Genomic DNA, 26,469 nt, shown 5'->3' with positions numbered 1-26,469 from the left:
TCCAGGCGGGGTAACCGGCTTCGCCCGGCCGTGCGGCTTGGCCTCGACACCTGCAAAGGGCAAGGCGCCTATCGTTCCGGACTGGTTCCATGGCCGGGGTGATAAGACTGGCATAACGGGATCATCGTCGGGTCTCCCCATCGGGAGCGCGGATGACGAGGTCCGGACCGGCGTCGAGTGGATCAGACTTGCGTCAAGTCGAAACACGTAGGACATACGGGCCGCTTCCGGCGGGTCTTCCCGCCCTTCGGGGATCCCGGGAGCGGCCGCGCCCGCGCCGCGCCGACCGCGCGGTGAATCGCGGAATGAAACGCAAATCACCCTCATCCATTTGATCGAAGCCTCATGATGATCCCTCGGAATGACCGTCCGGCGATGAACCGGGAACCTGGATGGGTGCCGACATTCCAGGTCTTCCTTGCAGTTGCCGCCCTGATGCTGGTCGGGTCGGTGCCCGCCGTCCGGGATATCATGTTCGAACTGGGCGACGCGGCGGCCAACACCCTGCTGATCCTGGACGCCAAGCACGGTATCCTGCTGAAGGGCAACTATTCGCGCATAGGCTTCAACCATCCCGGCCCGGCATACCTGTATGTGATGGCCATGGGCGAAGCCGTCTTCCACGATCTCCTGCGCCTGACCGCAACCCCCTTCGGGGGGCAGATCCTGGGGACGGCCGTCCTCAACGCGGGCTGGCTGGCGCTGCTCTGGTTCCTTCTGGCCCGCATGTCGCGGTCGGCGGGGGCGGCGGCCCTCGGCCTCGGCGCCTTCACGGTGCAGGCGGCCCTGACGGACCCGGATTTCCTGTTCGGGTTCTGGATGCCGTTCCTGTACTTCCCGACCTTCGCCGTGTTCACCCTGGCCCTCGCCAGAGTGGCGGCGGGGCGGCTCGACGGCCTGGTCCCGCTGGCACTCTCGACGGGTTTCCTGCTGCACGGGCACGCCTCCTTCATCGGCATCGCAGGCCTCACCGGGGCCATCGCCGTCGCGGCGCATTTCCTGACGGCCCGCTGGCTGCCGCCGGATGCCTGGCCGAGGCTCGCGTCCCTGGAAACCCTGCGGCGGGGGCGCGGGCATATCGCCGCCGCCGCGGTCGTCATGGCCGTTTTCCTGCTGCCGCCCGCCGTCCAGACGATCCTGCATTTCCCCGGCCCGCTGGGCCAGTATGCCGGCTATGGCGCGGGGCACCACGCCAATCCGCCGGGTGCCAGCCTGGCCTATGTCCTGGCCTGCTGGAGCGGCGCCGCGCTGGTTCCGGCCGCCTTGCTGCCGGCCCTGCTGCTTCGGACCTCCGGGCGCGACGAACCGTCGGCGCTTCCCTCGCGCCTGGGTTTCCTGATTTCCGCCGGCGCGGCCTCCCTGGCGGTGCTGTTCTATACGGTCTTCGGGGTCGATTTCCTGAGCGAAGCCTACATCATCTACTTCTACCGCGCGGTTCCGGCGCTGCTGGCCGCGATGATCGCGATCGCGGTCCATCGCTCCCTCGGCTGGAACCTGGCCCGGCGATGCCTGGCCGGCGCCGGGATCGCCGCGGTCGCCTTCCTGCTGATCACGGGGCAGCGCCAGCAGCACCATACCGAGGCGGGCATCCCCGCCGCGTTCCAGGATCTGGTCCGGTTCCAGCCCGGCCCGGCGGTGCTCGACCTGGACCGCGACGGGGACTGGGTCACGGTCTGGAGCAGGACGGCAGGCCTGCTCGCCTATGCCAAGCGATTGGGTCCGCCGGCCTACTGCCTGCGCGGCCACTGGCACATCCTGTTCACCGAAGCCCTGCGCTGTCCGCCCGCCACGGCGCCCGGAACCCCGGTCCTGACCGTGTTCGCCGGCGGCGAGGGGCAGGGCGGCGGGGCGCCGGGGGAGGCGGCCGACACCCTCACGGCCCTCGGCCTGCGGTTCGTGCGTTCTACCGCCCCCTGAAGGATCGGCTCCCGCGGGAGCCTTTCCTCACAGCACCTTGCCGGGGTTCATCAGCCCCTTGGGGTCCAGCGCCGCCTTGACCTTGCGCATCAGCTCCAGCTCGACCGGCGACTTGACGCGCTTCAGCTCGTCGCGCTTGAAGGTGCCGATGCCGTGCTCGGCGCTGATCGAGCCGTCCATGCCCAGCACGATGTCATGGACGACGGTGTTCAGCTTGTCCCACTGGGCAAGGTAAGATTCCGTGTCGGCGCCTTCCGGCTGGGTCACGTTGAAGTGGATGTTGCCGTCGCCGACATGGCCGAACGGAACCGGACGGGCGCCGGGGATGGTCCGCTCGACCGCCTCGGTCGCCTCGCGGATGAAGGTCCCGACGCAGGACACCGGGATCGATATGTCGTGCTTGATCGAGCCGCCGGCGTATTTCTGGGCCTCGACGATCGCCTCGCGGATGAACCAGAGCTGCTTGGCCTGGCTCTCGCTGGACGCCAGCACCGCGTCCATGACCAGGCCGGCCTCCATGGCCTCGCCCAGGGTCGCCTCGATCGTGTCGCGGAAAGCCTCGCCGCCGCTGCCGGTCGCGAATTCCAGCAGCACGTACCAGGGATGGCTCTCCTCCAGCGGGTCGACCGTGCCAGCCACGTGCTTCAGGGCGAAGTCGATCGCGATGCGCGGCATCAGCTCGAAGGCGCTCAGCGAGTCGCCGCTGGCCGACCGCAGGCTGGCCAGCAGCTCGATCGCGGCGTCCGGGTCGCGGACGGCGAGGAAGCCGGTCTCCACCTGCTTGGGCCGGGGGAACAGCTTCAGCACCGCGGCGGTGACGATCCCCAGCGTGCCTTCCGCCCCGATGAACAGGTGCTTCAGGTCGTAGCCGGTGTTGTTCTTGCGCAGCCGCCGCATGCCGTCCCAGACCTGCCCGTCCGGCATCACCACTTCCAGCCCGAGCACGAGGTCGCGCATGTTGCCGTAGCGCAGCGTCATGGTGCCGCCGGCGTTGGACGAGATGTTGCCGCCGATCTGGCAGGTGCCTTCGGCGCCCAGGCTGAGCGGGAACAGCCGGTCAACCTCGGCCGCGGCCTCCTGGATCGCCTGGAGCACGCAGCCCGCCTCGACCGTGACGGTGTAGTTCAGCGGGTCGATCTCCCGGACCCTGTTCAGGCGCGACAGGCTGACCAGGACCTCGCTGCCGTCCTGGGACGGGATCGAGCCGCCGACCAGGCTGGTGTTGCCGCCCTGGGGGACGATCGGCACGCCGGCTTCCCAGCAGGCCTTCACCACCTCGGACAATTCCCGCGTGGTGGCGGGGCGCAGCACCAGCGGCGTCGTCCCCCGGTACCGGCCGCGCCATTCGGCGACATAGGGTTCCATGTCGCCGGGGGCGTCGATATGGCCGGCGGGGCCGACGATGCTGCGGAGACGGTCGAGGAAGGCTGCGTCGATCATGGCTTTGTCAGTCTTGTGTCGGCGTTTCGGAAGGGAAGGGCGCTGGCCCGCGGGGGGCCGCGGCCCGGCGCAGGCGGTCGTTGATCGCGGCACCCAGCCCCTGCTCGGGGACCGGCATGACGGCGATCGCGGCATGCTCCGGCCGGTCGAGGGCGCGCAGCATGGCGAACAGGTTGGCCGCGGCCTCGTGCAGGTCGCCCTGCGGGCTCAGGTTCAGGCGCGTGGCGCCGCCGCGGATGAAGGTGTCGGGGCCGAAGGCGAGCAGGGCCTCGTCGGGGCCGGCGCCGCTCGCATCCAGCCGGACCGGCCGGCCCGGGGCGTAATGGCTGGCGAGCTGGCCGGGCGACTTCGGCGCCTCGGGATCGCCGGCTGCCTCCGCCTGCGGCGGGCGCAGGACCGGCACGCCCAGCAGCGCCTCCAGGTCCTCCGCGGTCACGCCGCCGGGGCGCAGCAGCACCGGCGCCTCGCCGGTCAGGTCGAGAACGGTCGACTCGACGCCCACCGCGCAGCGGCCGGCGGCCAGGATCAGGCCGACGCGGGCGCCCAGGCTCTCGGCCACGTGCAGCGGCGTGGTCGGGCTGACGGCGCCCGACCGGTTGGCGCTGGGGGCCGCGACCGGCACCCCGGCCGCCTTCAGGAGCGCGCGGGCCACCGGATGGGCCGGGAACCGGACCGCGACGCTGTCCAGGCCGGCGCTGACCAGCAGCGACAGGGGGCCGTCGGGCCGGCGCGGCAGCACCAGCGTCAGCGGGCCGGGCCACAGGGTCTCGGCCAGCCGCTCGGCGCGGGCGTCGAACCGGACGATCGCTTCGGCCGAGTCCTGGTCGGGGACATGGACGATCAGAGGGTTGAAGCGCGGCCTGCCCTTGGCCTCGAAGATCCGGGCGACGGCGCGGTCATCGGTCGCATCGGCGCCCAGCCCGTAGACAGTCTCGGTCGGAAACGCCACAAGCTCCCCGGCGCGCAGCAGGCCGGCCGCGCGCGCGATGTTGGCGTCGCTGGGCGGGACCAGTTCGGGGGCTCTCTGCGGGCTGTCTGTGCTGTTCATGGTCATGGTTTTAAAGTGTTGTCGCGGTGCGCGAAAGCCAAACACCACCCTTGGCGTGTTACCGATGTGGATGCACTATGCCGTTGCTGCGGCGGTCGGGGCACTTTTTCAATGACGATCGGCGGCATAGCCGATGAGCGGAGCGGGCATGGCGGGCAAGATCTACACCGTGGCACAACAGAAGGGGGGCGCCGGAAAGACGACCCTGGCGGCCCATCTGGCGATCGCCTGGTCGGAGGTGGACCTGCGCGTCGCCGTGGTCGACATCGACCCGCAGGGCAGCCTGACGCGGTGGTTCCAGACCCGGCAGGAGGCGATGGACGGGAATGTCGGCCTCCAGCATGTCCAGATCAACGGCTGGCGCACCCAGCGCGAGGTCGAGCGGCTGGCGCAGGACAACGACATCGTCGTGATCGACAGCCCGCCCCACGCCGAGACCGAGGCCCGCATCGCGGTGCGTTCCGCCAACCTCGTCATCGTGCCGGTCCAGCCCAGCCCGATGGACATGTGGGCGACCCAGCCGACCCTGGACCTGGCGCGGTCCGAGAACGTGCCGGTCCTGCTGGTGATCAACCGGGTGCCGCCGCGCGCCAAGCTGGCCGACGACCTGATCGAACGGATCAAGGGCATGGGCGCCGACGTCGCCCAAACCCAGATCGGCAACCGGGTCCAGTTCGCCGCGGCCCTGTTCGAAGGCCGCAGCGTCACCGAATCGGCCCGCAAGACCCGCGCCGCCGAGGAGATCCAGGAACTGGCGGCGGAGATCCTGAAGCGGGGACGGCGCTAGGCCCGGGTGCTCAGAGCGCCTTCGCCGCCTTCAGCACCTCGTCGGAGTGGCCGTCTACCTTGACCTTCCGCCAGGCGCCGCGGACCACGCCGTCGCCGTCGATCAGGAAGGTCGAGCGCTCGATGCCCATATACTTCTTGCCGTACATGCTCTTCTCCTTCCACACGTCGTATTTCTCGGCGGTGTCGGAGCCCTGGTCGGAGGCCAGGACGAAGGGCAGCTCGTACTTCTTCTTGAACTTGTCGTGGCTGGCGACGCTGTCCTTGGACACCCCGATCACGACGGCGTCGATGCCGGTGAAGTCGGGCAGGCTGTCGCGGAAGCCGCAGGCCTGCTTGGTGCATCCGCTGGTGTCGTCCTTGGGATAGAAATACAGCACGACCTTCTTGCCGCGCAGGCCCGACAGGCTGACCTCGCCGCCGCCGTCGGTCGGCATGGTGAAGTCGGGAGCGGGGGAACCAACCTCGACGCTCATGGGGTGCTCCTCAACTGATTGGGGCAAATTGAATCGATCGGGTGCGATCTTGGGTGCGCCGGCGCGGAAGTCAAACGGGGAGTGACGAAACCGGGTTTCGAACTGTTCTAAACGGAATCCGGCCGCAGGGGCTCTCCCGCCGGCGGCCACGGCTTCCCTGAACAGACGGGATCCCCATGACGAAAAAACATCAAGGCGCTGGGCATCAGGGCGCGGGCGCCGACCAGTCCGTCGGCCTCGACCGGCGCGGCTTCTTCGGCGTGGGGGCCGGCGCCGCCGCCCTTCCGCTGCTCGCCGGCGCCGCCGCAGACCCGGCCCTGGCCCAGGCCGCCGCCCCGCCGCCGGACCCGCGGGCGCCCGTGGACGTCACGCTGAGGCTGAACGGCCGGGATCATCGCCTGTCGGTGGACAGCCGCGCCTCCCTGCTCGACACCCTGCGCGACCGGGTCGGGCTGACCGGCACCAAGAAGGGGTGCGACCACGGGCAGTGCGGCGCCTGCACGGTGCTGATGAACGGTTCCCCGGTCCTGTCCTGCATGACCCTGGCCGTCATGGCCGAGGGCAGCGGGATCACCACGGTCGAGGGGCTGGCGAGCCCGAACGGCGACCTGCATCCCATGCAGCAGGCCTTCATCGACCACGACGCCTTCCAGTGTGGCTACTGTACCCCCGGTCAGATCCTGTCGGCGATCGGCTGCGTCAACGAGGGATATGCCGACGGCGACGCGGACATCCGGGAATACATGAGCGGCAACCTGTGCCGGTGCGCGGCCTACCCGAACATCGTCGCAGCCGTCAAGCAGGCCAGATCCGAGATGAAGGGAGCTTGAGATGCGGCCTTTCCTGTATGAGCGCGCGGACAGCCCGGAGCGGGCCGTCCGGAGCGCCGGCGACGCCGGCGTCCAGTTCATCGCGGGCGGCACGACGCTGACCGACCTGATGAAGCTGGACGTGATGCGGCCGGAGCGGCTGGTCGACATCAACCCGCTGGTTGGCGGTCGCGCCGGCCGGATCGAGGAGACCGAACGCGGCATCCGGTTCGGCGCGCTGGTCCGCATGGCCCAGGCCGAAGCGCATCCCGCCGTCCGCGGGCGCTATCCGGTGATCGCCGACAGCCTGAAGCTGGCGGCCAGCCAGCAGCTCCGCACCATGGCGAGCCTCGGCGGCAACGTCCTGCAGCGGACCCGATGCGAGTATTTCCGCGAGGTCTCCTGGGCCTGCAACAAGCGGGCGCCGGGGTCGGGCTGTTCCGCGATCGGCGGGGTCAACCGGCAGCACGCGGTACTGGGGACCAGCGACGCCTGCATCGCATCCTATCCCGGCGACTTCGCCCAAGCCCTGGTGGCGCTCGACGCCGTGGTCGAGACCGCCGGACCGCAGGGCGGACGGCGGATCGCCTTCGCCGACCTGCACCGCCGGCCGGAAGGCACTCCAGACGTGGAAACCGTGCTGATGCCCGGGGAGCTGATCACCGCGATCGAGGTGCCGGCCGGTCCCTGGACCCGCCGGTCCCGTTACGTCAAGGTGCGGGACCGCGATTCCTACGCCTTCGCGCTGGCCTCGGCGGCGGTCGCCCTCGACCTGGACGGCGAGACCGTTCGCGAGGTGCGCATCGCGCTGGGCGGCATCGCGAGCGTGCCCTGGCGGGCGCGGGAGGCCGAGGAGGCGCTGCGGGGCAGGCGGCTCGACGAATCCTCGGCCCTGGCCGCCGCCGAGGCCGCCCTCGCGGGGGCGCGCACCTTCGAGCACAACGCCTTCAAGGTGCCGCTCGCGAAACAGACGCTGGTCCGGGCGCTGCTCGAAACCCAGGCGATGGAGGTCTGACATGAGCCCGACCTATTCCCAGGCGGCACCCGAGCCGAAGCGGAACATGGGGGAGCCGGCACCGCGCCTGGACGCGCGGCTGAAGGTGACCGGCGAGGCCCGCTACGCGGCAGACTTCCCGATCAACAACCTGGCCCACGGCGTGCTGGTCACCAGCGCCATCGCGCGCGGCCGGGTCGCCAGCCTGGACCTGGAAGAGGCCCGGGCGGTGCCCGGCGTGATCGAGATCCTGACCCACGAGAACACCGGCGACGCCGTCAAGCCGCTGCCGTTCGGCAGCGGGGCGGCCACCTCGATCCAGCCGCTGGCCGATCCGAGGATCTGGCACGACGGGCAGATCATCGCCCTGGTGCTGGCCGACAGCTTCGAGGCGGCGCGCGAGGCCGCCTACAAGGTCGGGGCGGGGTACGCCGCCGAGCAGCCTTCCGCCGGCTTCGACGCCGCCGGGGCGGAGACGGTCCCGGCGCTGGGCCATGCCAAGAGCCACAGCGAGGACCCCGCCGTCGGCGACGCCGATGCCGCGCTGCGCGGCGCCGCCACGGTGATCGAGGTCGGTTACGCGACGCCGACCCAGCACCACAACCCGATCGAGCTGTTCTCCACCACCTGCGTGTGGAACGGCGAGCATCTCACCGTCTATGAGCCCAGCCAGTCCGTCTACGGCTTCCGCGGCATGGTCGCCAAGCAGCTGGGCATGGATCAGGCGAACGTCCGCGTGGTCAGCCCCTATGTCGGCGGCGCTTTCGGGTCCAAGGGGCCGATGACGCCGCGGACGGGGCTGATCGCCTTTGCGGCCCGGCGGATCGGCCGGCCGGTGCGCTGCGTGGTGTCCCGCGCCCAGGGCTACACCACCACGACCTACCGGGCGGAAACCCGCCACAGGATCCGCATGGGCGCCGGCCCGGACGGGCGGATCTCCGGCTTCACCCATGACGGCTGGGAGGTCACCTCGCGGCCCGACGCCTATGTGGTCGGCGGCACCGACTCCACCGCCCGGCTCTACGGCTACGGCGCGGTGGCGACCAAGGTCCACATGGTCAAGGCGGACCGGAACACGCCGGGCTACATGCGCTCGCCTCCGGAGGTGCCCTATATCTACGCGCTGGAAAGCGCCATGGACGAGCTGGCGGTCGCGCTGAAGATGGATCCGGTGGAGCTCCGCCGGGTCAACGACACGATGAAGGAGCCGATCAAGGGCTATCCCTATACCAGCCGGGGCCTGATGGAATGCTTCGACCGGGCCGCGGCGGCCTTCGGCTGGTCCGGCCGCGATCCTGCCGTGGGCTCCATGCGGGAGGGGGACTGGCTGATCGGCATGGGCTGCGCCGCCGCGCTGTACCCGACGAACCTGGGGGCCGCGACCGCGCGCGTCCGGCTGTCGGCCGACGGGACCGTGCGGGTCCAGACGGCGGCGCACGAGATCGGCAACGGCGCCTACACCGTGATCGGGCAGATGGCGGCCGAGCGGCTGGGCGTCGATCTTGCCGCCGTCACGGTCGAGCTGGGCGACACCGACCTGCCGCCGGCTCCCGTCGCCGGCGGGTCCAACACGACGGCCAGCGTCTGTTCCACCGTGCTGAAGGCGTGCGACGCGATCCGGGAGAAGCTGTTCCGGGCGGTCGGCAAGCCGGACGAGGGATCGGTCCGGGACGTGCTGGAGGGAATGCCGTCCGGCGCGATCGAGGAGTACGCGGAGTGGATCCCGCCCGGCGCCCCGCAGGACGCGATCCGCAAGCTCTACCAGGGCGCCAGCACGCTGCGCGGCGGGTCCGAGGGCGAGAAGATGATGTATGCCTTCGGCGCCGAGTTCGTGGAGGTCCGAATCCACGCCCGGACCCGCGAGATCCGCGTGCCCAGGATCACCGGGGCCTTCACCGCGGGCCGCATCATGAACACCCGGACGGCGCACAGCCAGCTCATGGGCGGAATGATCTGGGGCATCAGCTCGGCATTGCACGAGAAGACCGACATCGACCGGCGCCATGCCCGCTACATCAACAAGGACATCGCCGAGTACCTGGTGCCGGTCAACGCCGACATCGCGAAGGTCGAGGTGATCATGATCCCGGAGGAGGACAGGGAGGTCAACCCGGCGGGCATCAAGGGCCTGGGCGAGCTCGGCAATGTCGGGACCGCATCGGCCATCGCCAACGCGGTCTACCACGCGACCGGAAAGCGCATCCGCGACCTGCCGATCCGGATCGAGGACCTGCTGGAGGCTTAGCGGGGCAGCGGAGGCTGGGGGGAGTTCGCATGGATCTCCATCGCTCCCCTCGGCCGACGCACCCGTTTGCGATCACTCTAGAGCCTTCGCGCCGCCGCCCGGTCACGCCGCCTTGGTCAGCGTGAAATCGACATGAACGGCGTCGTAGGGGAAGACGACGCGGCCGTCGGCGGTACGGTCGAGAATACCGGCGATGAGCAGCGCCTGCACATCCCCATGCACCGCCTTGCCATCGCGGCCGATGCGCCGGGCTGCCTCGCGGATCGTCATGGCACCCTCGCCGGTCATCGACTTCAGCAGTTCCCAGCGCTTGCGGGTCAAGGTCCGCCACAGGAGTTCGACGGACTCGAACGAGATATGGGCACCTTGCCGTTCGCCGCCGAACGCCGCCAAGGTCCGCCGCGTCACATCTCCGCGGGACGCGATCGAGAATGTCACGGTGGTCATGCAAGCCTCCATCGATCCACATCGAACCAGAAATCCTTGCATCTCCGGACCGTTCCGCAATTTCGAGCGCCCATTCCTCGGCCGCTCCAGTTGATTTCGGCGCGACGCCTGGAGCTACACTCGGGAGAAGACGGTCGGGTATGACCGACGATCCATCCTGCGCCGATTGCTTCGAATTTTTCGTCAAGCGCTTCGAACAAGCGAAGGGTAGCGTATTGACCATGCTCATCGACCACCCAGCCGATGATCTCATGAACATCGGCGGCAGCCTCTTCCGACAGCCGGTAGGTCACTCAACGTCCTATTCCGGGATTCGCACCGCGGCGAGCGGCCAGGAATGTCGCGATTTCACGCCGCAAGGTGTCGCCTTGAGCCACCCGCCCGGCATCAAGTGAGTCCAACCTCTTATTCATGGCGGCGATGAGGGGCAGCATGACGGTGGCTCCTGGAGCGGGGCGGCTGGGTCTGGGTGCCGGCCGGGAGATTACGGGGAAGGGGGGAGGGTGATCGATTCGGCTTCCCAGGACTGCACCTGCGCCGTCGGGCCGACGTAGTTGCCGCGAATGCGCTGACTCGTCTGCTTCACGATGAGGCCGTCATGGGTCTGCCAATGGGTCGTCAGAAGTTCGGTGTTGCCGCTCGTTGACGTTTCGGTGTGCTCGATCACGAAGGCTTCCATGATCGTGTCGCCGATCCGGACGGTCTCGGTGCGCACGACTTTGAACCTCTGGAACCAGACGTAGCCGTCCTGGTCCTCGTAGACGGTGCCGGTCGCAACCGATCCAACCGCGAGCGGGTACAGGTTGGCGACTATGTCGCGCATCCGACCGATGTTGGCGGTGCTGGCGTCGCCGGTCCACAGGCCACCGAACAGCGACTTCTGCGGGCGGCGATTGAGGCGATACCGGCAGATGGTAGCGTAGGAGGCGGATGTCTGGCCCTGGTGCTCGATCAGGTCACCGTCGGTCGTCATGATCACGGTGCCTTTGGCCGGGCAGCTGAAGGCAGCGGTATCGGCCGACGCCGGGGCGGCATACGGAGCGGTGGCGATCAGGGCGGCGGCAAAGAGGGTGCGGAACATGATCGTCTCCTGGGCACGGTGCCGATGGGATGGTGTCCTTGCCGAGACGACATTGACGCGATTTAGAGGTATAAAAATAGCTGAAATAGGTGGCCGAGGCATGCGTTCGGGGAATGGCGGCATGACACAAAGGGCGCTGGAGCGGCTTGCTCGCTGCCGCTGCCTTTGGAACCAGCGGGCGAGTAGAGGGCTAAATGTCGAGCCAGAGCGGTTTCCGACTGGGTTGCCCCGTTACAGACGTTCTGCCGTTCCATTCTTGGCGATGCGTTGCGCCATGGGCGCAACCTACGGACGACGGCTTGCATCACCTCCGGCCTGCATCGAACCTTGGGGTGGGTCGTGGCCCAACGCGGTGCGGCCCGTGGAGCGGCAGGCTGTGGGGGCCGCGGCGATCCGGTGGAAAAGCGCTCCCGGAGCGCATTCCGGAAAGTGGCCAAGCGGGGTAGCGGGGCAGAAGCGGGTTGGCGCGGTATTGTCGTGTCAGTTTTGATTGACATGACAAAGTGTAAATTATCATACTCCAGGCATGACGCACCCGACCCCCTCCGCCGTCCTGGAACTGCTCAAGCCCATCACGTGGTTCGCCCCCATGTGGGCCTATGGCTGCGGGGTGGTGTCGTCGGGGGTTCCGGCGGGTGACCGCTGGCCGCTGGTGATCGCCGGCATCGTGTTGGCCGGTCCAATCATCTGCGCCACCAGCCAGGCGGTCAACGACTGGTACGACCGCGACGTGGACGCGATCAACGAACCGGACCGGCCGATCCCCTCCGGCCGGCTGCCGGGGCGCTGGGGCTTCTACATCGCGCTGGGCTGGACCGCCCTGTCCCTGCTGGTCGCCAGCGCGCTGGGGCCGTGGGGGCTGGGGGCCGCCGTGGTCGGGCTGGCGCTGGCCTGGGCCTACAGCGCGCCGCCGATCCGGCTGAAGCGGAACGGCTGGTGGGGCAACGCGGCGGTCGGGGCCTGCTACGAGGGCCTGCCCTGGTTCACCGGGGCGGCGGTCATGATGGCGGCCCGGCCGGACTGGCGCATCCTGGCGCTGGCCGGGCTCTACAGCGTCGGCGCCCACGGCATCATGACGCTCAACGATTTCAAGTCGGTCGAGGGCGACCGGCGCATGGGCATCGCCTCGCTGCCGGCCAGCCTCGGCGTCGAGCGGGCCGCGCGGCTGGCCTGCGCGGTCATGGTCGTGCCGCAGGTCGCGGTGGTCGCGATGCTGGCGCTGTGGCAGCGTCCGGTCCATGCGGCCGTCGTGGCGCTGCTGCTGGGCGTCCAGATCTTCCTGATGTTCCGCCTGCTGGAAAGCCCGCGCGAGCGCGCTCCCTGGTACAACGCCACGGGGACCAGCCTCTATGTCATCGGCATGCTGGTGGGCGCCTTCGCGCTGCGCCAGACCTTTCCGGAGGTCCCATGACGGGTAAGATTTACGATGCGGTGGTGGTCGGCGGCGGGCCGGCCGGGGCGACGGCGGCGGAGGACCTGGCGCGGCTCGGCCGCTCGGTCCTGCTGCTGGACAAGGCGGGCCGGATCAAGCCGTGCGGCGGCGCCATCCCGCCCCGGCTGATCCGGGAGTTCAGGATCCCCGACTACCTGCTGGTCGCCCGGGCACGGTCGGCGCGCATGATCTCCCCGTCGGAGCGGCGGGTCGACATGCCGATCGACGGCGGCTTCGTCGGCATGGTGGACCGCGAGGTGTTCGACGAGTACCTGCGGGACCGGGCCGCCCTTGCGGGGGCCGAGCGGCGCACCGGCAGCTTCACCGCCGTCACGCGCGATCCCGGCGGCGTCGCCACGGTCCATTACGCGGCCGCCGAAGGTGCGGGCATGGCCCGGACCCGCGCGGTGATCGGCGCGGACGGCGCCCTCTCCGCCGTGGCCCGGCAGGAGGTTCCAGGGTCGGACCGCATGCGGTGCGTCTTCGCCTATCACGAGATCGTGAGGTCGCCCCGGGAAGGTGCGGCCGACTTCGACGGGTCGCGGTGTGACGTCTTCTACCAGGGCCGCTTGTCGCCCGACTTCTACGCCTGGATCTTCCCCCACGGCGACACGACCAGCATCGGCACCGGTTCCGCCCGCAAGGGCTTCGCGCTGCGCCGGTCGGTCGGCGACCTGCGGGCCGCCACGGGGCTGGACGCGGTCGAGACGATCCGCCGGGAAGGAGCGCCGATCCCCATGAAACCGTTGAAGCGCTGGGACAACGGCCGCGACGTGGTGCTGGCCGGCGACGCCGCCGGGGTCGTGGCGCCGGCCTCGGGCGAGGGCATCTATTACGCCATGGCGGGCGGGCGCTTCGCGGCCGAAGCGGTCGAGGCCTTCCTGTCGACGGGCGACGCCCGGGCGCTGGCGGGAGCGCGCAAGCGCTTCATGAAGGCCCATGGACGGGTCTTCTGGATCCTCGGGATGATGCAGCATTTCTGGTACAGCAGCGACAAGCGGCGCGAGCGTTTCGTCGGCATCTGCCGCGATCCCGACGTCCAGAAGCTGACCTGGGACGCCTATATGAACAAGGAACTGGTGCGCGCCAAGCCGGCCGCGCATGTGAGGATCTTCTTCAAGGACCTGGCGCACCTGCTGGGCGTCGTCCGACCCTGAGGAAAAGCCTGCACGGCTTTCAGTACCACGGCTTTCAGTCCGGGAGTTGACCATGGCCTCTGTCGCGCTCGTCCATCCCGTCGCGGAAGCCCCGGCCGTGCCGCGGGCGATGCCGGAACGCCGATCCCCGCGCCCGCTGTTCCCGTTCCCCGCGATCGTCGGCCAGGAGGAGATGAAGCTGGCCCTGCTCGCCGCCGCGGTCGATCCCAGCCTGGGCGGCGTGATGGTGTTCGGCGACCGCGGCACGGGCAAGTCCACGGCGGTCCGCGCGCTGGCGGCCTTGCTGCCGCCGATGAGGGCGGTGGCGGGTTGCGCCTACAACTGCGATCCCGCGCATCCCGCCTCGCTGTGCGACGAGTGTCGGGCCGCCCGCGCCGAGGGCGCGCTGAAGAGCCGGCGGGTGCCGGTCCCCGTGGTCGACCTGCCGCTGGGCGCCACCGAGGACCGGGTGGTCGGGGCGCTCGACCTGGAGCGGGCGCTGACCCGGGGCGAGAAGCGCTTCGAGCCGGGATTGCTGGCCCGGGCGCACCGGGGCTTCCTGTACATCGACGAGGTCAACCTGCTGGAGGACCACTTGGTCGACCTGCTGCTCGACGTGGCGGCGTCGGGCGAGAACGTGGTCGAGCGCGAGGGGCTGAGCGTGCGCCATCCCGCCCGCTTCGTCTTGGTCGGCAGCGGCAACCCGGAGGAGGGGGAGCTTCGGCCCCAGCTCCTCGACCGCTTCGGCCTATCGGTCGAGGTGAGGACGCCCGCCGAGCTCGCCGAGCGGATCGAGGTGGTGCGCCGGCGCGACGCCTTCGAGCGCGACCCCGCCGGATTCGTGGCGAAGTGGAAACGGGAGGAAACCCGCCTCCGCCGGAGCCTTGAGGCGGCCAGGATCCGGCTGCCGCTGGTCCAGGTACCCGACTCCGCGATCGAGCGGGCGGCCCGCCTGTGCATGGCGCTGGGCGCCGATGGGCTGCGCGGCGAACTGACCTTGGTCCGGTCCGCCCGCGCCGTGGCCGCGCTGGACGGCGCCGGCGAGGTGACGGACCGGCATCTCCGCCAGGTGGCCCTGCCGGCGCTTCGCCATCGCCTGCGGCGGAACCCCTTGGACGAGGCGGGATCGACCGCGCGGGTCGAGCGCGCCGTCGCCGACCTGTTCGGCGCATGAGTTCCTGGGAGGATGCCGCCGAGGCCGCGGCGCTGTTCTCGGTCGATCCGGCTGGGCTCGGCGGCGTCTCGGTCCGGGCCGCTCCCGGTCCCGTGCGCGACCGCTGGCTGGAGCTGCTGCGCGGGCTGCTGCCGGACGCCGCGCCGTTCCTCCGCGTGCCCTGCCATGTCACCGACGACCGGCTGCTGGGCGGGCTGGACCTCGCGGCGACCCTCCGGGCCGGGCGGCCCATGGTCGAGCAGGGCATCCTGGCGCGGTCCGGCGGAGGTGTCGTCCTGCTGGCGATGGCGGAGCGGCTGCCGCCGGCCATGGCGGCCCGGCTGGCCGCCGTCCTCGACCGGGGCGAGGTCCGGCTGGAGCGCGACGGTTTCGCCCGCAGTGTCGATGCCCGTTTCGGACTGGTCGCCCTCGACGAGGGCGACGCCGACGAGCGGCCGGCGGCGGTGCTGACCGAACGGCTCGCTTTCCACATCGATCTCGGCGCCATCGCGGTCGGCCAGGCGGGGGCGTCATGCCGTTCCGCCGTCGAGGTCGCCGAGGCGCGGCGACGCATCGGCCAAATCGCGGCATCCGGCGCGGTGGTCGAGGCCCTGTGCGGCACGGCGGCGGCGCTGGGGATCGGCTCGATCCGTGCGGCCCTGCAGGCGCTCGCCGCGGCGCGGGCCGCCGCCGCCCTGGCAGGCCGGAGCGAGGTCGCGGGGGCGGACGCCGCGCTGGCGGCGCGCCTGGTCCTGGCGCCGCGCGCGACGTGCCTTCCGACGCCGCCGGAACAGGAGCCGGAGCAACCTCGGGAAGGAGAGAAGGACTCCGACCCCATTTCGGCGGGGGAGGGTGGGGCGCTGGAGGATGTGGTGTTGGAGGCGGCGCGGGCCGCCCTGCCGGAAGACCTCCTCAAACGGTTGGGAATTCTTGCGAACGCGGGCCGCCGTGCCCAGCCGGCCGGCAAGGCGGGGGCCGTCGCCCAGGCCGCGGGCGGGCGCCCGGCCGGCGTCCGCCGCGGGGCCGCCCGGTCGGGTGCCCGCCTCAGCGTGATCGAGACCCTGCGGGCCGCCGCGCCCTGGCAGCGCCTGCGCGCCGGTCTCCCCGATACCGCCCTTGGTGCCGCTCCCGGGACCGCCCCGCGCATCCAGGTCAGGCCGGAGGATTTCCGGATCGCGCGGCTGAAAAGGCGGAGCCGGACGACGACCATCTTCGTGGTGGACGCCTCCGGGTCGTCGGCCTTCCACCGGCTGGCGGAGGCCAAGGGCGCCGTCGAGTTGCTGCTGGCCGACTGCTATGTCCGCCGCGACGAGGTGGCGCTGGTGGCGTTCCGGGGCCGGGAAGCGGAGCTCCTGCTGCCGCCGACCCGCTCGCTGGCCCGGGCGAAGCGCTGCCTCGCCGCCCTGCCCGGGGGAGGCGGGACGCCGCTGGCGGCCGGGATCGACGCCGCCTCCGCCCTGGCGGATGCCGTGAAGCGCCGGGGCGGGACGCCGGCGCTGGTGCTGCTGACCGACGGGCGGGCCAATGTCTGCCGCGACGGCACGACGGGGCGCGCCGCCGCCGAGGGCGACGCGCTGACCGCCGCCCGCCGGGTCGCCGCCGCCGGGCTGCGGGCGCTGCTGGTCGATACCTCCGCCCATCCGGAACCGGCGGCGCGGCGCCTTGCCGACGGGATGGGCGCTCCCTACCTCCCGCTGCCCAGGGCCGACGCCGCCGCGATCTCCCGAGCCGTCCGGATGGCGGCGCCGCAGCCCGTTTCATGAGGCGGCCGGACTGGGAACGGGAAGGACGCGGCTGGCCCAACCGCGACGCCAGCAGCTTCGTCACCGCCGCCGGCCTGCGCTGGCACGTGCAGCGGATGGGGCAGGGGCCGGTGATCCTGCTGCTCCATGGCACCGGCGCCGCCACCCATTCCTGGCGCGGCCTGATGCCGCTGCTGGCCCGCGACTTCACCGTGGTCGCCCCGGACCTGCCGGGCCACGGCTTCACCGACCCGCTGCCGGGCCACCGGCTGTCGCTGCCGGGCATGGCGCGGGCCGTCGCGGGGCTGCTGGACGTGCTCCAGGTCTCGGCCGAGGTTGCGGCGGGACACTCCGCCGGGGCCGCCATCCTGGCCCGCATGGCGCTCGACCAGCTGATCCGGCCGCAGGTGATCGTCGCGTTCAACGGCGCCTTCCTGCCGTTCCGGGGGGCTGCGGGCCACCTGTTCATGCCGCTGGCGAAGCTGCTGGTGCTCAATCCCCTGGCGCCCCGGGTCTTCTCCTGGACCGCCGACGCGCGCGCGGTCGAGCGGCTGATCCGCAACACCGGCTCCGTCCCCGACCGCGCCGGGATGGAGTTCTACGGCCGGTTGATCCGCTGCCCCGGGCACGTGTCGGCGGCGCTGGGCATGATGGCGAACTGGGACCTGCATCCGCTGGTCCGCGACCTGCGGCGGCTGGAGCCGAGGCTGGTCCTGGCCGTTGCCTCCGGCGACACGGCGGTTCCGCCGGAGCAGGCCGAGCGCGTGCGCGGGCTCCTGCCCTCGGCGGTGATCGACACGCTGGGGCGGCTGGGCCATCTGGCCCACGAGGAGCGGCCCGACCTGGCGGCCGACCTGATCCTGCGCCATATCCGCCGAGGGCCGGTCCGCTGGGAGCCGGCGGGGCACCTTTTCATCCCCAAGGTGTTGATCCGCTGGCGAGCAATCGGGAAGAGTGCTCCCCCGGAGCACCATGGCAGGAGTTCTTGACGATGCGCGCCCCAATCCTTCCTCCCGCGCTCGGCGGCGACCTGCGGGAGACCAGCCGGCGCGCGGGGCGTCTGGCCTACTATGTGGCTGGAGATGGTCCGCCGCTGCTGCTGGTCCACAGCATCAACGCCGCGGCCTCCGCCTACGAGGTGAAGCCGGTCTACGAGCGCATGGCTGCGCATCGCCGCGTCTATGCCGTGGACCTGCCGGGCTACGGGCATTCCGACCGGTCGGACCGCTACTACGACATCCGGCTGTTCACCGACGCGGTCCACGACATGCTGGACGTGATCGCGGAGGACGCGGGACCCGGACCGATCGACGCGCTGGCGCTGTCGCTCTCGTCCGAGTTCCTGGCCCGCGCCGCCGTGGAGCGGCCGGAGCGCGTCCGCACGCTCGCCTTCGTCACGCCGACCGGCTTCAGCAAGGGATCCACCAAGGCTCATGGCGGGGTCCGGACGAAGGCCTCGCGCGAGGTGCCGGGGGTCTACCGGTTCGTCAGCTTCCCGCTGTGGGGGCCGAAGCTCTACGACCTGCTGGTCAGCCGGCGGAGCATCCGGTACTTCCTGGAGCGGACCTGGGGTTCCAAGGACATCGACGACGGCATGGTCGATTACGACTACCTCACCGCGCACCAGCCCGGCGCCCGCTTCGCGCCCTTCGCCTTCCTGTCGGGCCGGCTGTTCAGCCGCGACGTGCGTGACCTCTATGCTCGGCTGTCGGTGCCGGTCTGGATGCCCCACGGCACGCGCGGGGACTTCAAGGATTTCAGCGGCGTGGATTGGCTGAAGGACAAGCCGAACTGGCGGCCCCAGCCGTTCGACGCCGGGGCGCTGGTCCATTTCGAGCGGCCGGACGAGTTCCTGTCCGCTTACCTGGACTTTCTTGGCCACGGATGACGGCGATGGACGAAGATGGGGTGATGGATTGGAGTTGAGTTCGGTAAGGGCGTTGAAGGCCGAGGTTTCCGCGGACATCCTGGGTCCGCTGCTGAGGGAGGCGCGGGAGGCGCGCAGTTTCGGGCTGGCCGCCGGCCCGATCCGGCGGGCGGTGAAGCCGGAGAGGGGTGTCGCCCTCGGCATCGCCCGGGGACCCGGCCCGGACCAGTACCGTCTCGCGGTCCGTCTCCAGCGCCGCACCTTCGAGGATGACGGCGACCTGCGGCGCCGGCTCGAATCCGCGGCGCACAGCGAGGTGGATATCCGCTATGTCGGGCGCATCGCCAAGCGGACCACGGCCGATTCCGCCGTCCATGGCCCGATGCCGCCCTGGTTCCGCCTGCGCCAGAGACCGCTGCTGATCGGCTGCTCGGTCGGCCACCATGCCGTCACCGCCGGCAGCCTGGGCGGATTCTTCAGGCATCGGGAGACCGGGCGGACCGTCCTGCTGAGCAACAACCATGTGCTGGCGAACGAGGACCTGGCCAAGGCGGGCGACGCCGTGCTCCAGCCCGGGCGGTTCGACGGCGGGCGGCGGTTCAAGGACCGGATCGGCACCTTGGCCGGCACCGTCCCGATGAAGACCGAGGGTTCCAACCTGGTGGACGCCGCGGTCGCCGCGATGGCCGAAGGCGTCCCCTTCGATCCCCGTTCGGTGACCGGCTTCGGCCTGCTGCGCGGGTTGCGAAGCCGGTCGGTGGAGCCGGGCGACGAGGTCGTGAAGATCGGGCGGACCACCGGGCTGACCCGCGGCGTGGTGACCGCCATCGAGCTGGACGACGTGGTGGTCGATTATGACAAGGGGCAGATCACCTTCGACCGGCAGATCGAGATCGAGGGAGCGGGCGACGGCGCGTTCAGCAGCGGCGGCGACAGCGGCGCCCTGATCCTCGACCGCGACGGCGACGCCTGCGCGCTGCTGTTCGCCGGCAGCGACCATGGCGGAAGCAACGGCAAGGGCGTGACCAACGCCAATGATTTAACCCTTGTCATGGAAAGTCTGAATTTGGAACTGGCAGTCGAACAGCTTATTGCTTAAATTGAGACCATGTCGAACGTGTCGATAGACCAGGCCAGACGGGTGAAACCGAAGGCGGGCGAAGCCGCCCGCCGCTGCGGGACCGTGACCGGCGTCGGCATCACCAAGGTCGGCGACTCCTATGCCGTGAAGGTCAACCTGTGCGAGCCGGTGCCGAAGGCATCGCTTCCCGACGCCATCGACGGCGTGACGGTGGTCTACGAAGTCCTGGGCAGGACAGCGGCGCGGTAGCGGCGCCCTTCCACGGCCCTCCGGATCGAAGGGCATTCTACAGATCCAGCGAAAATTGCCGGTGCCGGGCTGAAACGATTCCGCTCGATGCACGATCGCCATGGAAGGAGAACATGCGCGGAGCGCGTGTCTTCTCCCCGTCCTCGCAGGGTGGCGAGGGGGACGGGAGCCCTGGAGGACGGCAACGCATGAGGACCCTGTTGACACCGACCGTCCGGCTGACGACCGCCGGTTTGATCGCCACGGCCGTAGCCTTCGGTCCGGCCCGCATGGGGTTCGGCCTTTTCCTGCCTGCCTTCCGGGAAGAGTTCGCGCTTTCCACGTCCATGGCCGGAATGATCGCCAGCGCGGGGTTCCTGGCCTTCCTTGCGGCGCTTCCGGCAAGCGCCTGGATCGGCCGGCGATTTGGCGAGCGCGTCGCGGTCACCACGGGCGCCGTGGCGGCGTCCATCGGTTTCGCGACGGTGGCGATGGCCGGGACCTCCGGCATCCTGGCCCTGGGCATCGCCCTCGCCGGAACCAGCGCGGGCCTCTGCTGGGCGCCGTTCAACGACGCGGCCGAGCGCGTGGTCCCCAGCGAGGTGCGCGCCACCGCGCTTTCCGTGGTCTCGACCGGAACCACCTTCGGGGTCGCGGCCGCCGCCGGGCTCGCGCTCGCCGTGACGGAAGGGGCCCTGGACTGGCGGGGAGCCTGGGTCGGCTTCGCGCTCAGCGGGCTCGCCCTTGCGGCGATCGCGCGGGTCGGGCTGCCGCCTGCCCGGAAGCCGGCCCCGGAGCGTTCCCCCGGCATGGCGGCGGGCGACCTCATCCGGCGCGCTGCCGTTCCCCTGTACGGCGCGGCGCTCTGCTTCGGGATGACGAACGCGATCTTCCTGTCCTTCGCGGCGGACCGGGTCGTGGCGGCCGGCGGCCTGCCCGGTCTTCCGGACGAGGTCGCCTCGGTCGTGATCTTTCTCGCCTACGGGGTGTTCGGCGTGCTCGGCCTCGCGACCGGGCGGATCGAAGCCCGGATCGGGCTTGCGCCGCTGCTTTGCCTGATCTTCGCCGCAGCGGCGCTGTCGCTCATCCTGATCGCGGTCGCGCCGACCATGTGGATCGCGGTGATCGCAGCCTCGGGGCTGCACGGCGCATCGATCATGATGGTGAGCGCGGTGTTCTCGTTCTGGAGCGTGCGGCTGTTTCCAGGGCGCAGCACCTTCGGCTTCACGGCGGCGCTGCTCTGCATGGCGGCCGGCAGCGTGCTGGGTCCGGCGCTGGCGGGGCTGCTGGCAGCCGCTCAGGGTCCCCTGGCCATGTTCCTGGCCGCCGCCGCGCCGCCGCTCGCCGCGGCGCTGTGGTTCGGCGCGCGGCTGAAGCGCATCCAACCGAGCCCGCCCTGAATTTCACGCCCGAACCTGGGTGCCGTAGGTCGGCTTCGGCCGAAGGCCGACGCCGAAGCCAGATGGCTCCCCGGAACCAAGGTTCGTGCGTTCTGGTTTTTTCACTACGTTCGGCAGGTGTTTCGGGCGCTGGTTCTGTTGGCCTCGTATTCGGGCTTTCCCTGATGCATCTCGCTCGGTGCATCGGCGCATAGCCTGGTCGGGCAAGGAGAAGACGCTGTGGCTGTTGCTTACGATGAAAGACCGGGAAGGGCGATTCAGCCCTTTCATGCGGTGCTGCTCGCCGCCACTATCCCGCTGTTCCTGGGTGGCCTGCTCAGCGACATTGCCTACACCTCGACTTACCAGATCCAGTGGAGCAACTTCGCCTCCTGGCTGATCGCGGGGGGCGTGGCCTTCACCGGCTTCGCGCTCCTCTGGGCTTTCATCGATCTGATCCGCGCAGACCGGCGCCGAGGGCGGCCTCTCATCTACTTTCTCCTGCTGCTTGCCGCTTTCGGTCTCGGCCTCATCAACTCGTTCGTCCATGCGCGCGACGCTTGGGCAACGATGCCGGAAGGGCTCGTCCTTTCGGCGATCGTTACCGTGCTCGCCATTCTGGCGACGTGGCTTGGCTTCTCCAGCCTTCGCGTGGGAGGGATGAAATGAGATATTCCAGCTTGTTGGCCGCGACGGCGCTCGTGGCCCTGCTGACCGCCTGCGACGGCGATCCGGCCCCGCCGGAGTACGGCTCCAATCCGCAGCTCCCCGAGCAACAACGCGGGCTGCTTCCCAGCATGAAAATCGCCGATCCTGCACAGTGGGGCGATCGGCGACCGGCCGTGCCGGAAGGCTATACCATCACACCCATCGCCACCGACCTCGGCATTCCGCGCCAGACCCTCGTCCTGCCCAACGGCGATATCCTCGTTGCCGAAGGGAGGGGCGGCTCGGCGCCGGCGCTCCGGCCGAAGGACATCATCGCGGGCGTCATCAAGGCCAGGGGAACGACTTCGGTCGAGAGCGGCAATCGCTTGACCTTGCTGCGGGACGGCGACGGCGACGGCGTCTACGAAGAACGCACCGTCTTTGCCGACAATCTGAACGCGCCCTACGGCCTCGCGCTGGTCAACGATCAGCTTTACGTTGCCAATCAGGATGCCCTCGTGCGGTTCTCCTACCGTGAGGGGCAGACCCGAGCCGACGGACCGCCGGACAAGGTCACCGACCTGCCATCCGAAATCAATCATCACTGGACGAAGGCGCTGACCGCCAGTCCTGACGGACGCTTCCTCTACGTCGGCATCGGCTCCAACAGCAACATCACGGAACGTGGGATGGCTGCGGAGGTTGACCGCGCGATGGTGTGGCAAGTGGATGCCCAGACGGGAGCGCACAAGCCCTACGCCACCGGCCTCCGCAATCCTACCGCCCTCGCCATCCAGCCGGGATCGGGCGAGCTATGGGCGGTGGTGAACGAACGCGACGAGCTTGGCCCGAACCTTGTTCCCGATTACCTCACGTCGGTTCGCGAAGACGGCTTCTACGGCTGGCCCTACAGCTATTGGGGCCAGAACCTGGATCCGCGCGTCCGGCCGCAGGATCCCGAGAAGGTCGCCTCGGCGATCCGGCCCGATTATAGCCTGGGATCGCATGTCGCCGCGCTCGGCGTGGCCTTCTCCACTCCCGCGATGGGCGACCAGTTTACCGACGGGGTGTTTGTCGGGGAACATGGCAGTTGGAACCGAAGCGTTCCCAGTGGATACAAGGTGATCTTCGTACCGTTCCGCGACGGCCGCCCAGCCGGTCCTCCGACAGAGTTCGTGACCGGGTTCTTGGGCGAGGACGGCAAGACCTATGGTCGGCCCGTCGGCGTCACGGTCGATCCGGAGGGCGCCCTGATCGTCGCAGACGACCTCTCGAACACGATCTGGCGCGTAACCCCTTCGAACCGAACCCCCGCTGCCCAGGCGCCTCCGAGCGGCAATGGCGCAGACAGGCAGGGATGACCGAGTTGTTAGCCGGTGGAGGATGACCGGCATCGTCAGGTTGGCGCCGAGCCGCAGGCTCGTGCGCCAATCATCCGTGACCGAACCTGAGCCCTATCCAGAGTGTCAACTTCGTGTTACGCTTCGGCGTATGAACAAGATGACACGCGACATTCCTGTTCCACCCCACGCCGTCGTCATCGGCAGCGGTTTCGGCGGGTTGGCCGCCGCGGTCCGGCTGGGTGCCCGGGGCTACAGGGTGACGGTCCTGGAACGGCTCGACGCGCCGGGCGGGCGGGCTTACGTCTACCGCCAGGACGGGTTCACCTTCGACGCCGGTCCCACCATCGTCACGGCGCCGTTCCTGCTGGAAGAGCTGTGGCAGCTCTGCGGCAAGCGGCTGGCCGACGACGTGGAGCTGCGGGCGATCTCGCCGTTCTACCGGATCCGGTTCGACGACGGCGCGGTGTTCGAGTATTCGGGCGACGACGCGGCGATGCGGGCGGAGGTCGCGAAATTCTCGCCCGCCGATGTCGCGGGCTATGAAAGTTTCCTGAAGGCCAGCGAGGCGCGCTTCAGGATCGGCTTCGAGCGGTTGGGCGACGTGCCGTTCAGCAGCTGGACGGACATGGCGCGGGTGCTTCCCGATCTGGTCCGGCTGGCGGGGCACCGCTCGGTCCACGACCTGGTCTGCCGGCACGTGCGCGATCCCAGGCTCCGCACCGTGCTGAGCTTCCATCCGCTGCTGGTCGGCGGCAATCCTTTCGCCACCACTTCCATCTACAGCCTGATCGCCTTCCTGGAACGGCGCTGGGGCGTCCACTTCGCCATGGGCGGTACGGGACGGCTGGTTCGCGGGCTGGTCGGCCTGATCGAGGGGCAGGGCGGCGCGGTCCGCTGCAACGCGGAGGTCGCCCGGATCACCGTGCGGGACGGGCGGGCCACCGGCGTTCGGCTGGACTCGGGGCAGGAGATCGCCGCCGACATCGTCGTGTCCAACGCCGACAGCGCCTGGACCTACCGCCACCTGATCGAGCCGGAAGCCCGTCGGCGCTGGACCGACCGGCGGATCGACCGCGCCCGCTATTCCATGAGCCTGTTCGTCTGGTATTTCGGCACCCGCCGCCGCTACGAGGATGTCGCCCACCATACGATCCTGCTCGGCCCGCGCTACCGCGAGCTGCTGGACGACATATTCCGGCGGAAGGTGCTGGCGCCCGACTTCAGCCTCTACCTGCACCGGCCGACCGCGACCGACCCGTCGCTCGCCCCCGACGGCTGCGACGCCTTCTACGTGCTGTCCCCCGTTCCCCACCTGGACAGCGGCACCCGCTGGGACGAGACGGCGGAAACCTACCGCCGGGCGATCGAGCGGCGGTTGGGCGAGACCCTGCTGCCCGGCCTCGGGAACCATATCGTCACGTCCCGCATGCTGACGCCCCAGGATTTCCAGGACCGCCTGCTCTCGATGCGCGGCGCCGCCTTCGGGCTGGAGCCGGTGCTGACCCAGAGCGCCTGGTTCCGCCCGCACAACAGGAGCGAGGAAATCGAGCGGCTGTACCTGGTCGGGGCCGGGACCCATCCCGGCGCGGGGCTGCCGGGCGTGCTGTCGTCGGCAAGGATCCTGGACAAGGTGGTGCCGCATGCGGCAGTCCTGGCCTAGTCCCAGGGGCCGGCCGGCCACGGCGGAGGATTTCGCGGCCTGCCGCGGGATGCTGAGGAACGCGTCGCGGACCTTCCACGCCGCCTCGCTCCTGCTGCCGTCCCGGGTGCGGCAGCCGGCCTCCGCGCTCTACGCCTTCTGCCGGCTCGCCGATGACGCGGCCGACCTCGCCGGGGACGGCGACGCCGCCCTGGAGCGGATGCGCCGGCGGCTGGACCGGGCCTATGCGGGACGCCCGCTGGACCATGCGGTGGACAGGGCCTTCGCCGACGTGGTGGACCGCTTCGCCATACCCCGCGCCCTGCCGGAAGCGCTGTTCGAAGGGTTCGAATGGGATCTGGCCGGCCGGCGCTATGCCGATCTCGGGGAGCTGAACGCCTATGCCGCCCGGGTCGCCGGGACCGTCGGCGCCATGATGGCCGTGCTGATGGGCGTGCGCGACGGCGACGTGGTGGCGCGCGCCTGCGACCTGGGCATGGCGATGCAGCTTTCCAACATCGCCCGCGACGTCGGCGAGGACGCGCGGGCCGGCCGCCTCTACCTGCCGCTGGAGTGGCTGCGGGAGGCGGGCATCGACCCCGACGGTTGGCTGGCCGATCCGGCGTTCAGCCCGGCGCTGGGCGACGTGGTCCGCCGCCTGCTGGCCGCGGCCGACGAATTCTACCGCCACGCGGATTCCGGCATCGCCTGCCTGCCGCCCGCCTGCCGCCCCGGCATCCAGGCGGCCCGCCACCTCTATGCCGAGATCGGCCGCGAGGTGGAGCGGGCCGGCGGGGACTCGGTGTCGCGGCGGGCCGTGGTTCCTGCCCGCCGCAAGGCGCTGCTGCTGGCCCGGGCCTCGGCCGCCGCGCTGGCCGGCACCGGAGAAGGCGGCGGACTCCGGAGCGTCGAGGAGTCCCGCTTCCTGGTCGAGGCCGTGGCCGCCACGGTGGCGCGCGAGGAGGTCCGGGACGATCCGGTGGTGTGGCTGCTCCTGCTGTTCGAGCGGCTGGAACGCGGCCAGCGCGTGGCGCTGAAGCGCCAGGGCTGACCGGCGGTGTCCTCGGGATGGTTCGCCCTGGTGGAGATGCTTCTGGTCTTCGGCGGCGTCCTCGGCTGGGCGATCTACCAGATCAGATCCGTGAGCCGGGCATCGGAGGAGGACGGCAAAAGGCCCAAGCGAAACCATCGCGATGAATCGTTATGAGCCTAAGGACTCGGAACCAACCAACCGTGCCTTCGGTTTCCAGGCCATTGCCATTCAGACAAACCTGAGGAGATGGGAAATGGAAGACGGCAGCGATGGCGGCCTGATCTGGGCCCTCGCCGGCATGACATTGGTCATTGTTCTTATAGTCGTGGTTTATCAGTTCGTTAGGACCAAACGAAAGCAGCAGAAACTGGGCGAGGACGGACCCGGCAGCAATGTCCGCATGCCGGGCGAGGATCGGCGCCCCTGAGCCTCACGGGCGGCGCGGCATCCGGAGCCGGGATACCGGGGTCAGACCACCATTTCCCAAAGCTCTCCGGAGTCTCAACCCCCCAAGGGAAATGGTGGTCTGACCCCGGTATCCCTAG

Annotated in this window: 25 protein-coding genes; 20 read left to right on the top strand and 5 right to left on the bottom strand. The window is 70.1% G+C overall.

The genetic code is table 11. From position 1 onward, the window contains the following. The first annotated feature begins 396 nt into the window (after positions 1-396). Positions 397-1,917, top strand: a complete 1,521-nt coding sequence (locus IGS68_RS17265; protein ID WP_201071793.1) for a hypothetical protein — start codon at positions 397-399, stop codon at positions 1,915-1,917. 27 nt (positions 1,918-1,944) lie between these two features. Here the strand turns inward: IGS68_RS17265 and IGS68_RS17260 are convergent, their stop codons facing one another. Further along, the gene (locus IGS68_RS17260) at positions 1,945-3,357 is read right to left on the bottom strand and encodes an FAD-binding oxidoreductase (protein ID WP_201071790.1); all 1,413 of its coding nucleotides are present in this window, start codon (positions 3,355-3,357) and stop codon (positions 1,945-1,947) included. Between the two features lie 7 nt (positions 3,358-3,364). Then, positions 3,365-4,411, bottom strand: coding sequence for an L-threonylcarbamoyladenylate synthase (locus tag IGS68_RS17255; protein WP_201071787.1), 1,047 nt, complete (start codon positions 4,409-4,411; stop codon positions 3,365-3,367). A 142-nt stretch (positions 4,412-4,553) separates the two neighbouring features. Here IGS68_RS17255 and parA point away from each other — a divergent pair, with 142 nt between their 5' ends. After that, entirely contained in the window at positions 4,554-5,192 is a 639-nt protein-coding gene (parA, locus tag IGS68_RS17250; protein ID WP_201071777.1) for a ParA family partition ATPase, read from the top strand. 10 nt (positions 5,193-5,202) lie between these two features. Here the strand turns inward: parA and IGS68_RS17245 are convergent, their stop codons facing one another. Beyond that, positions 5,203-5,667: a peroxiredoxin gene (locus tag IGS68_RS17245; protein WP_201071775.1), complete on the bottom strand. Its 465-nt coding sequence runs from the start codon at positions 5,665-5,667 to the stop codon at positions 5,203-5,205. Between the two features lie 176 nt (positions 5,668-5,843). On the opposite strand from IGS68_RS17245, the gene IGS68_RS17240 reads away from it, so the two are divergent. From IGS68_RS17240 to IGS68_RS17230, 3 genes are read left to right on the top strand one after another with little or no spacing between them, the layout of a single operon-like run. Beyond that, positions 5,844-6,497 (top strand): (2Fe-2S)-binding protein, encoded by a 654-nt coding sequence (locus IGS68_RS17240; protein ID WP_201071772.1) that lies wholly within the window; start codon positions 5,844-5,846, stop codon positions 6,495-6,497. 1 nt (position 6,498) lies between these two features. Further along, positions 6,499-7,491 (top strand): FAD binding domain-containing protein, encoded by a 993-nt coding sequence (locus IGS68_RS17235; RefSeq protein WP_201071769.1) that lies wholly within the window; start codon positions 6,499-6,501, stop codon positions 7,489-7,491. Between the two features lies 1 nt (position 7,492). Next, a complete protein-coding gene (locus IGS68_RS17230; protein ID WP_201071766.1) occupies positions 7,493-9,715 on the top strand; it encodes a xanthine dehydrogenase family protein molybdopterin-binding subunit in 2,223 nt (740 codons plus the stop codon). 102 nt (positions 9,716-9,817) lie between these two features. On the opposite strand, the gene IGS68_RS17225 is transcribed toward IGS68_RS17230, so the two are convergent. Then, a complete protein-coding gene (locus IGS68_RS17225) occupies positions 9,818-10,162 on the bottom strand; it encodes an HVO_A0114 family putative DNA-binding protein (RefSeq protein ID WP_247880939.1) in 345 nt (114 codons plus the stop codon). A 140-nt stretch (positions 10,163-10,302) separates the two neighbouring features. On the opposite strand from IGS68_RS17225, the gene IGS68_RS17220 reads away from it, so the two are divergent. Further along, on the top strand, positions 10,303-10,557 hold the full coding sequence (locus IGS68_RS17220) for a hypothetical protein (RefSeq protein WP_201071762.1): 255 nt from the start codon (positions 10,303-10,305) through the stop codon (positions 10,555-10,557). A gap of 89 nt (positions 10,558-10,646) precedes the next feature. Here IGS68_RS17220 and IGS68_RS17215 read toward each other — a convergent pair whose 3' ends face one another. Continuing rightward, positions 10,647-11,243: a hypothetical protein gene (locus IGS68_RS17215; RefSeq protein ID WP_201071760.1), complete on the bottom strand. Its 597-nt coding sequence runs from the start codon at positions 11,241-11,243 to the stop codon at positions 10,647-10,649. 526 nt (positions 11,244-11,769) lie between these two features. On the opposite strand from IGS68_RS17215, the gene chlG reads away from it, so the two are divergent. The 14 genes from chlG to IGS68_RS17145 all read left to right on the top strand — a co-directional run bounded on the left by chlG (position 11,770) and on the right by IGS68_RS17145 (position 26,351). Further along, positions 11,770-12,654, top strand: a complete 885-nt coding sequence (gene chlG, locus IGS68_RS17210) for a chlorophyll synthase ChlG (protein WP_201071758.1) — start codon at positions 11,770-11,772, stop codon at positions 12,652-12,654. Further along, positions 12,651-13,832, top strand: a complete 1,182-nt coding sequence (locus IGS68_RS17205) for a geranylgeranyl diphosphate reductase (RefSeq protein ID WP_201071756.1) — start codon at positions 12,651-12,653, stop codon at positions 13,830-13,832. Before chlG ends, IGS68_RS17205 begins: the two co-directional genes overlap by 4 nt. Before the next feature lie 52 nt (positions 13,833-13,884). After that, positions 13,885-14,985 (top strand): magnesium chelatase ATPase subunit I, encoded by a 1,101-nt coding sequence (bchI, locus tag IGS68_RS17200; RefSeq protein ID WP_201071740.1) that lies wholly within the window; start codon positions 13,885-13,887, stop codon positions 14,983-14,985. Beyond that, positions 14,982-16,727: a magnesium chelatase subunit D gene (locus tag IGS68_RS17195; protein ID WP_201071725.1), complete on the top strand. Its 1,746-nt coding sequence runs from the start codon at positions 14,982-14,984 to the stop codon at positions 16,725-16,727. The genes bchI and IGS68_RS17195 overlap by 4 nt, the downstream gene beginning before the upstream one ends. Further along, positions 16,724-17,695, top strand: coding sequence for an alpha/beta fold hydrolase BchO (bchO, locus tag IGS68_RS17190; RefSeq protein ID WP_201071711.1), 972 nt, complete (start codon positions 16,724-16,726; stop codon positions 17,693-17,695). Before IGS68_RS17195 ends, bchO begins: the two co-directional genes overlap by 4 nt. A gap of 2 nt (positions 17,696-17,697) precedes the next feature. Continuing rightward, positions 17,698-18,594, top strand: a complete 897-nt coding sequence (locus IGS68_RS17185; RefSeq protein WP_201071709.1) for an alpha/beta fold hydrolase — start codon at positions 17,698-17,700, stop codon at positions 18,592-18,594. A gap of 34 nt (positions 18,595-18,628) precedes the next feature. Beyond that, entirely contained in the window at positions 18,629-19,672 is a 1,044-nt protein-coding gene (locus IGS68_RS17180) for a Nal1-like putative serine protease (RefSeq protein ID WP_201071706.1), read from the top strand. A 9-nt stretch (positions 19,673-19,681) separates the two neighbouring features. Beyond that, a complete protein-coding gene (locus tag IGS68_RS17175) occupies positions 19,682-19,903 on the top strand; it encodes a hypothetical protein (RefSeq protein ID WP_201071703.1) in 222 nt (73 codons plus the stop codon). A gap of 188 nt (positions 19,904-20,091) precedes the next feature. Further along, on the top strand, positions 20,092-21,282 hold the full coding sequence (locus tag IGS68_RS17170; RefSeq protein WP_201071701.1) for an MFS transporter: 1,191 nt from the start codon (positions 20,092-20,094) through the stop codon (positions 21,280-21,282). A 219-nt stretch (positions 21,283-21,501) separates the two neighbouring features. Then, positions 21,502-21,930: a DUF2231 domain-containing protein gene (locus IGS68_RS17165; protein ID WP_201071698.1), complete on the top strand. Its 429-nt coding sequence runs from the start codon at positions 21,502-21,504 to the stop codon at positions 21,928-21,930. Beyond that, entirely contained in the window at positions 21,927-23,270 is a 1,344-nt protein-coding gene (locus IGS68_RS17160; protein WP_201071695.1) for a PQQ-dependent sugar dehydrogenase, read from the top strand. Before IGS68_RS17165 ends, IGS68_RS17160 begins: the two co-directional genes overlap by 4 nt. A 139-nt stretch (positions 23,271-23,409) precedes the next feature. Then, a complete protein-coding gene (locus IGS68_RS17155) occupies positions 23,410-24,912 on the top strand; it encodes a phytoene desaturase (RefSeq protein ID WP_247880938.1) in 1,503 nt (500 codons plus the stop codon). Next, entirely contained in the window at positions 24,893-25,942 is a 1,050-nt protein-coding gene (locus IGS68_RS17150; protein ID WP_201071689.1) for a phytoene/squalene synthase family protein, read from the top strand. Before IGS68_RS17155 ends, IGS68_RS17150 begins: the two co-directional genes overlap by 20 nt. Positions 25,943-26,177: 235 nt before the next feature. Next, positions 26,178-26,351, top strand: a complete 174-nt coding sequence (locus tag IGS68_RS17145) for a hypothetical protein (protein ID WP_201071687.1) — start codon at positions 26,178-26,180, stop codon at positions 26,349-26,351. Positions 26,352-26,469 lie beyond the last annotated feature (118 nt).

This window comes from Skermanella sp. TT6, assembly GCF_016653635.2.
GTDB lineage: Bacteria > Pseudomonadota > Alphaproteobacteria > Azospirillales > Azospirillaceae > Skermanella > Skermanella cutis.
Note: the sequence above shows the minus strand (reverse complement) of the source record. Positions and strands in the feature narration are given on the sequence as shown.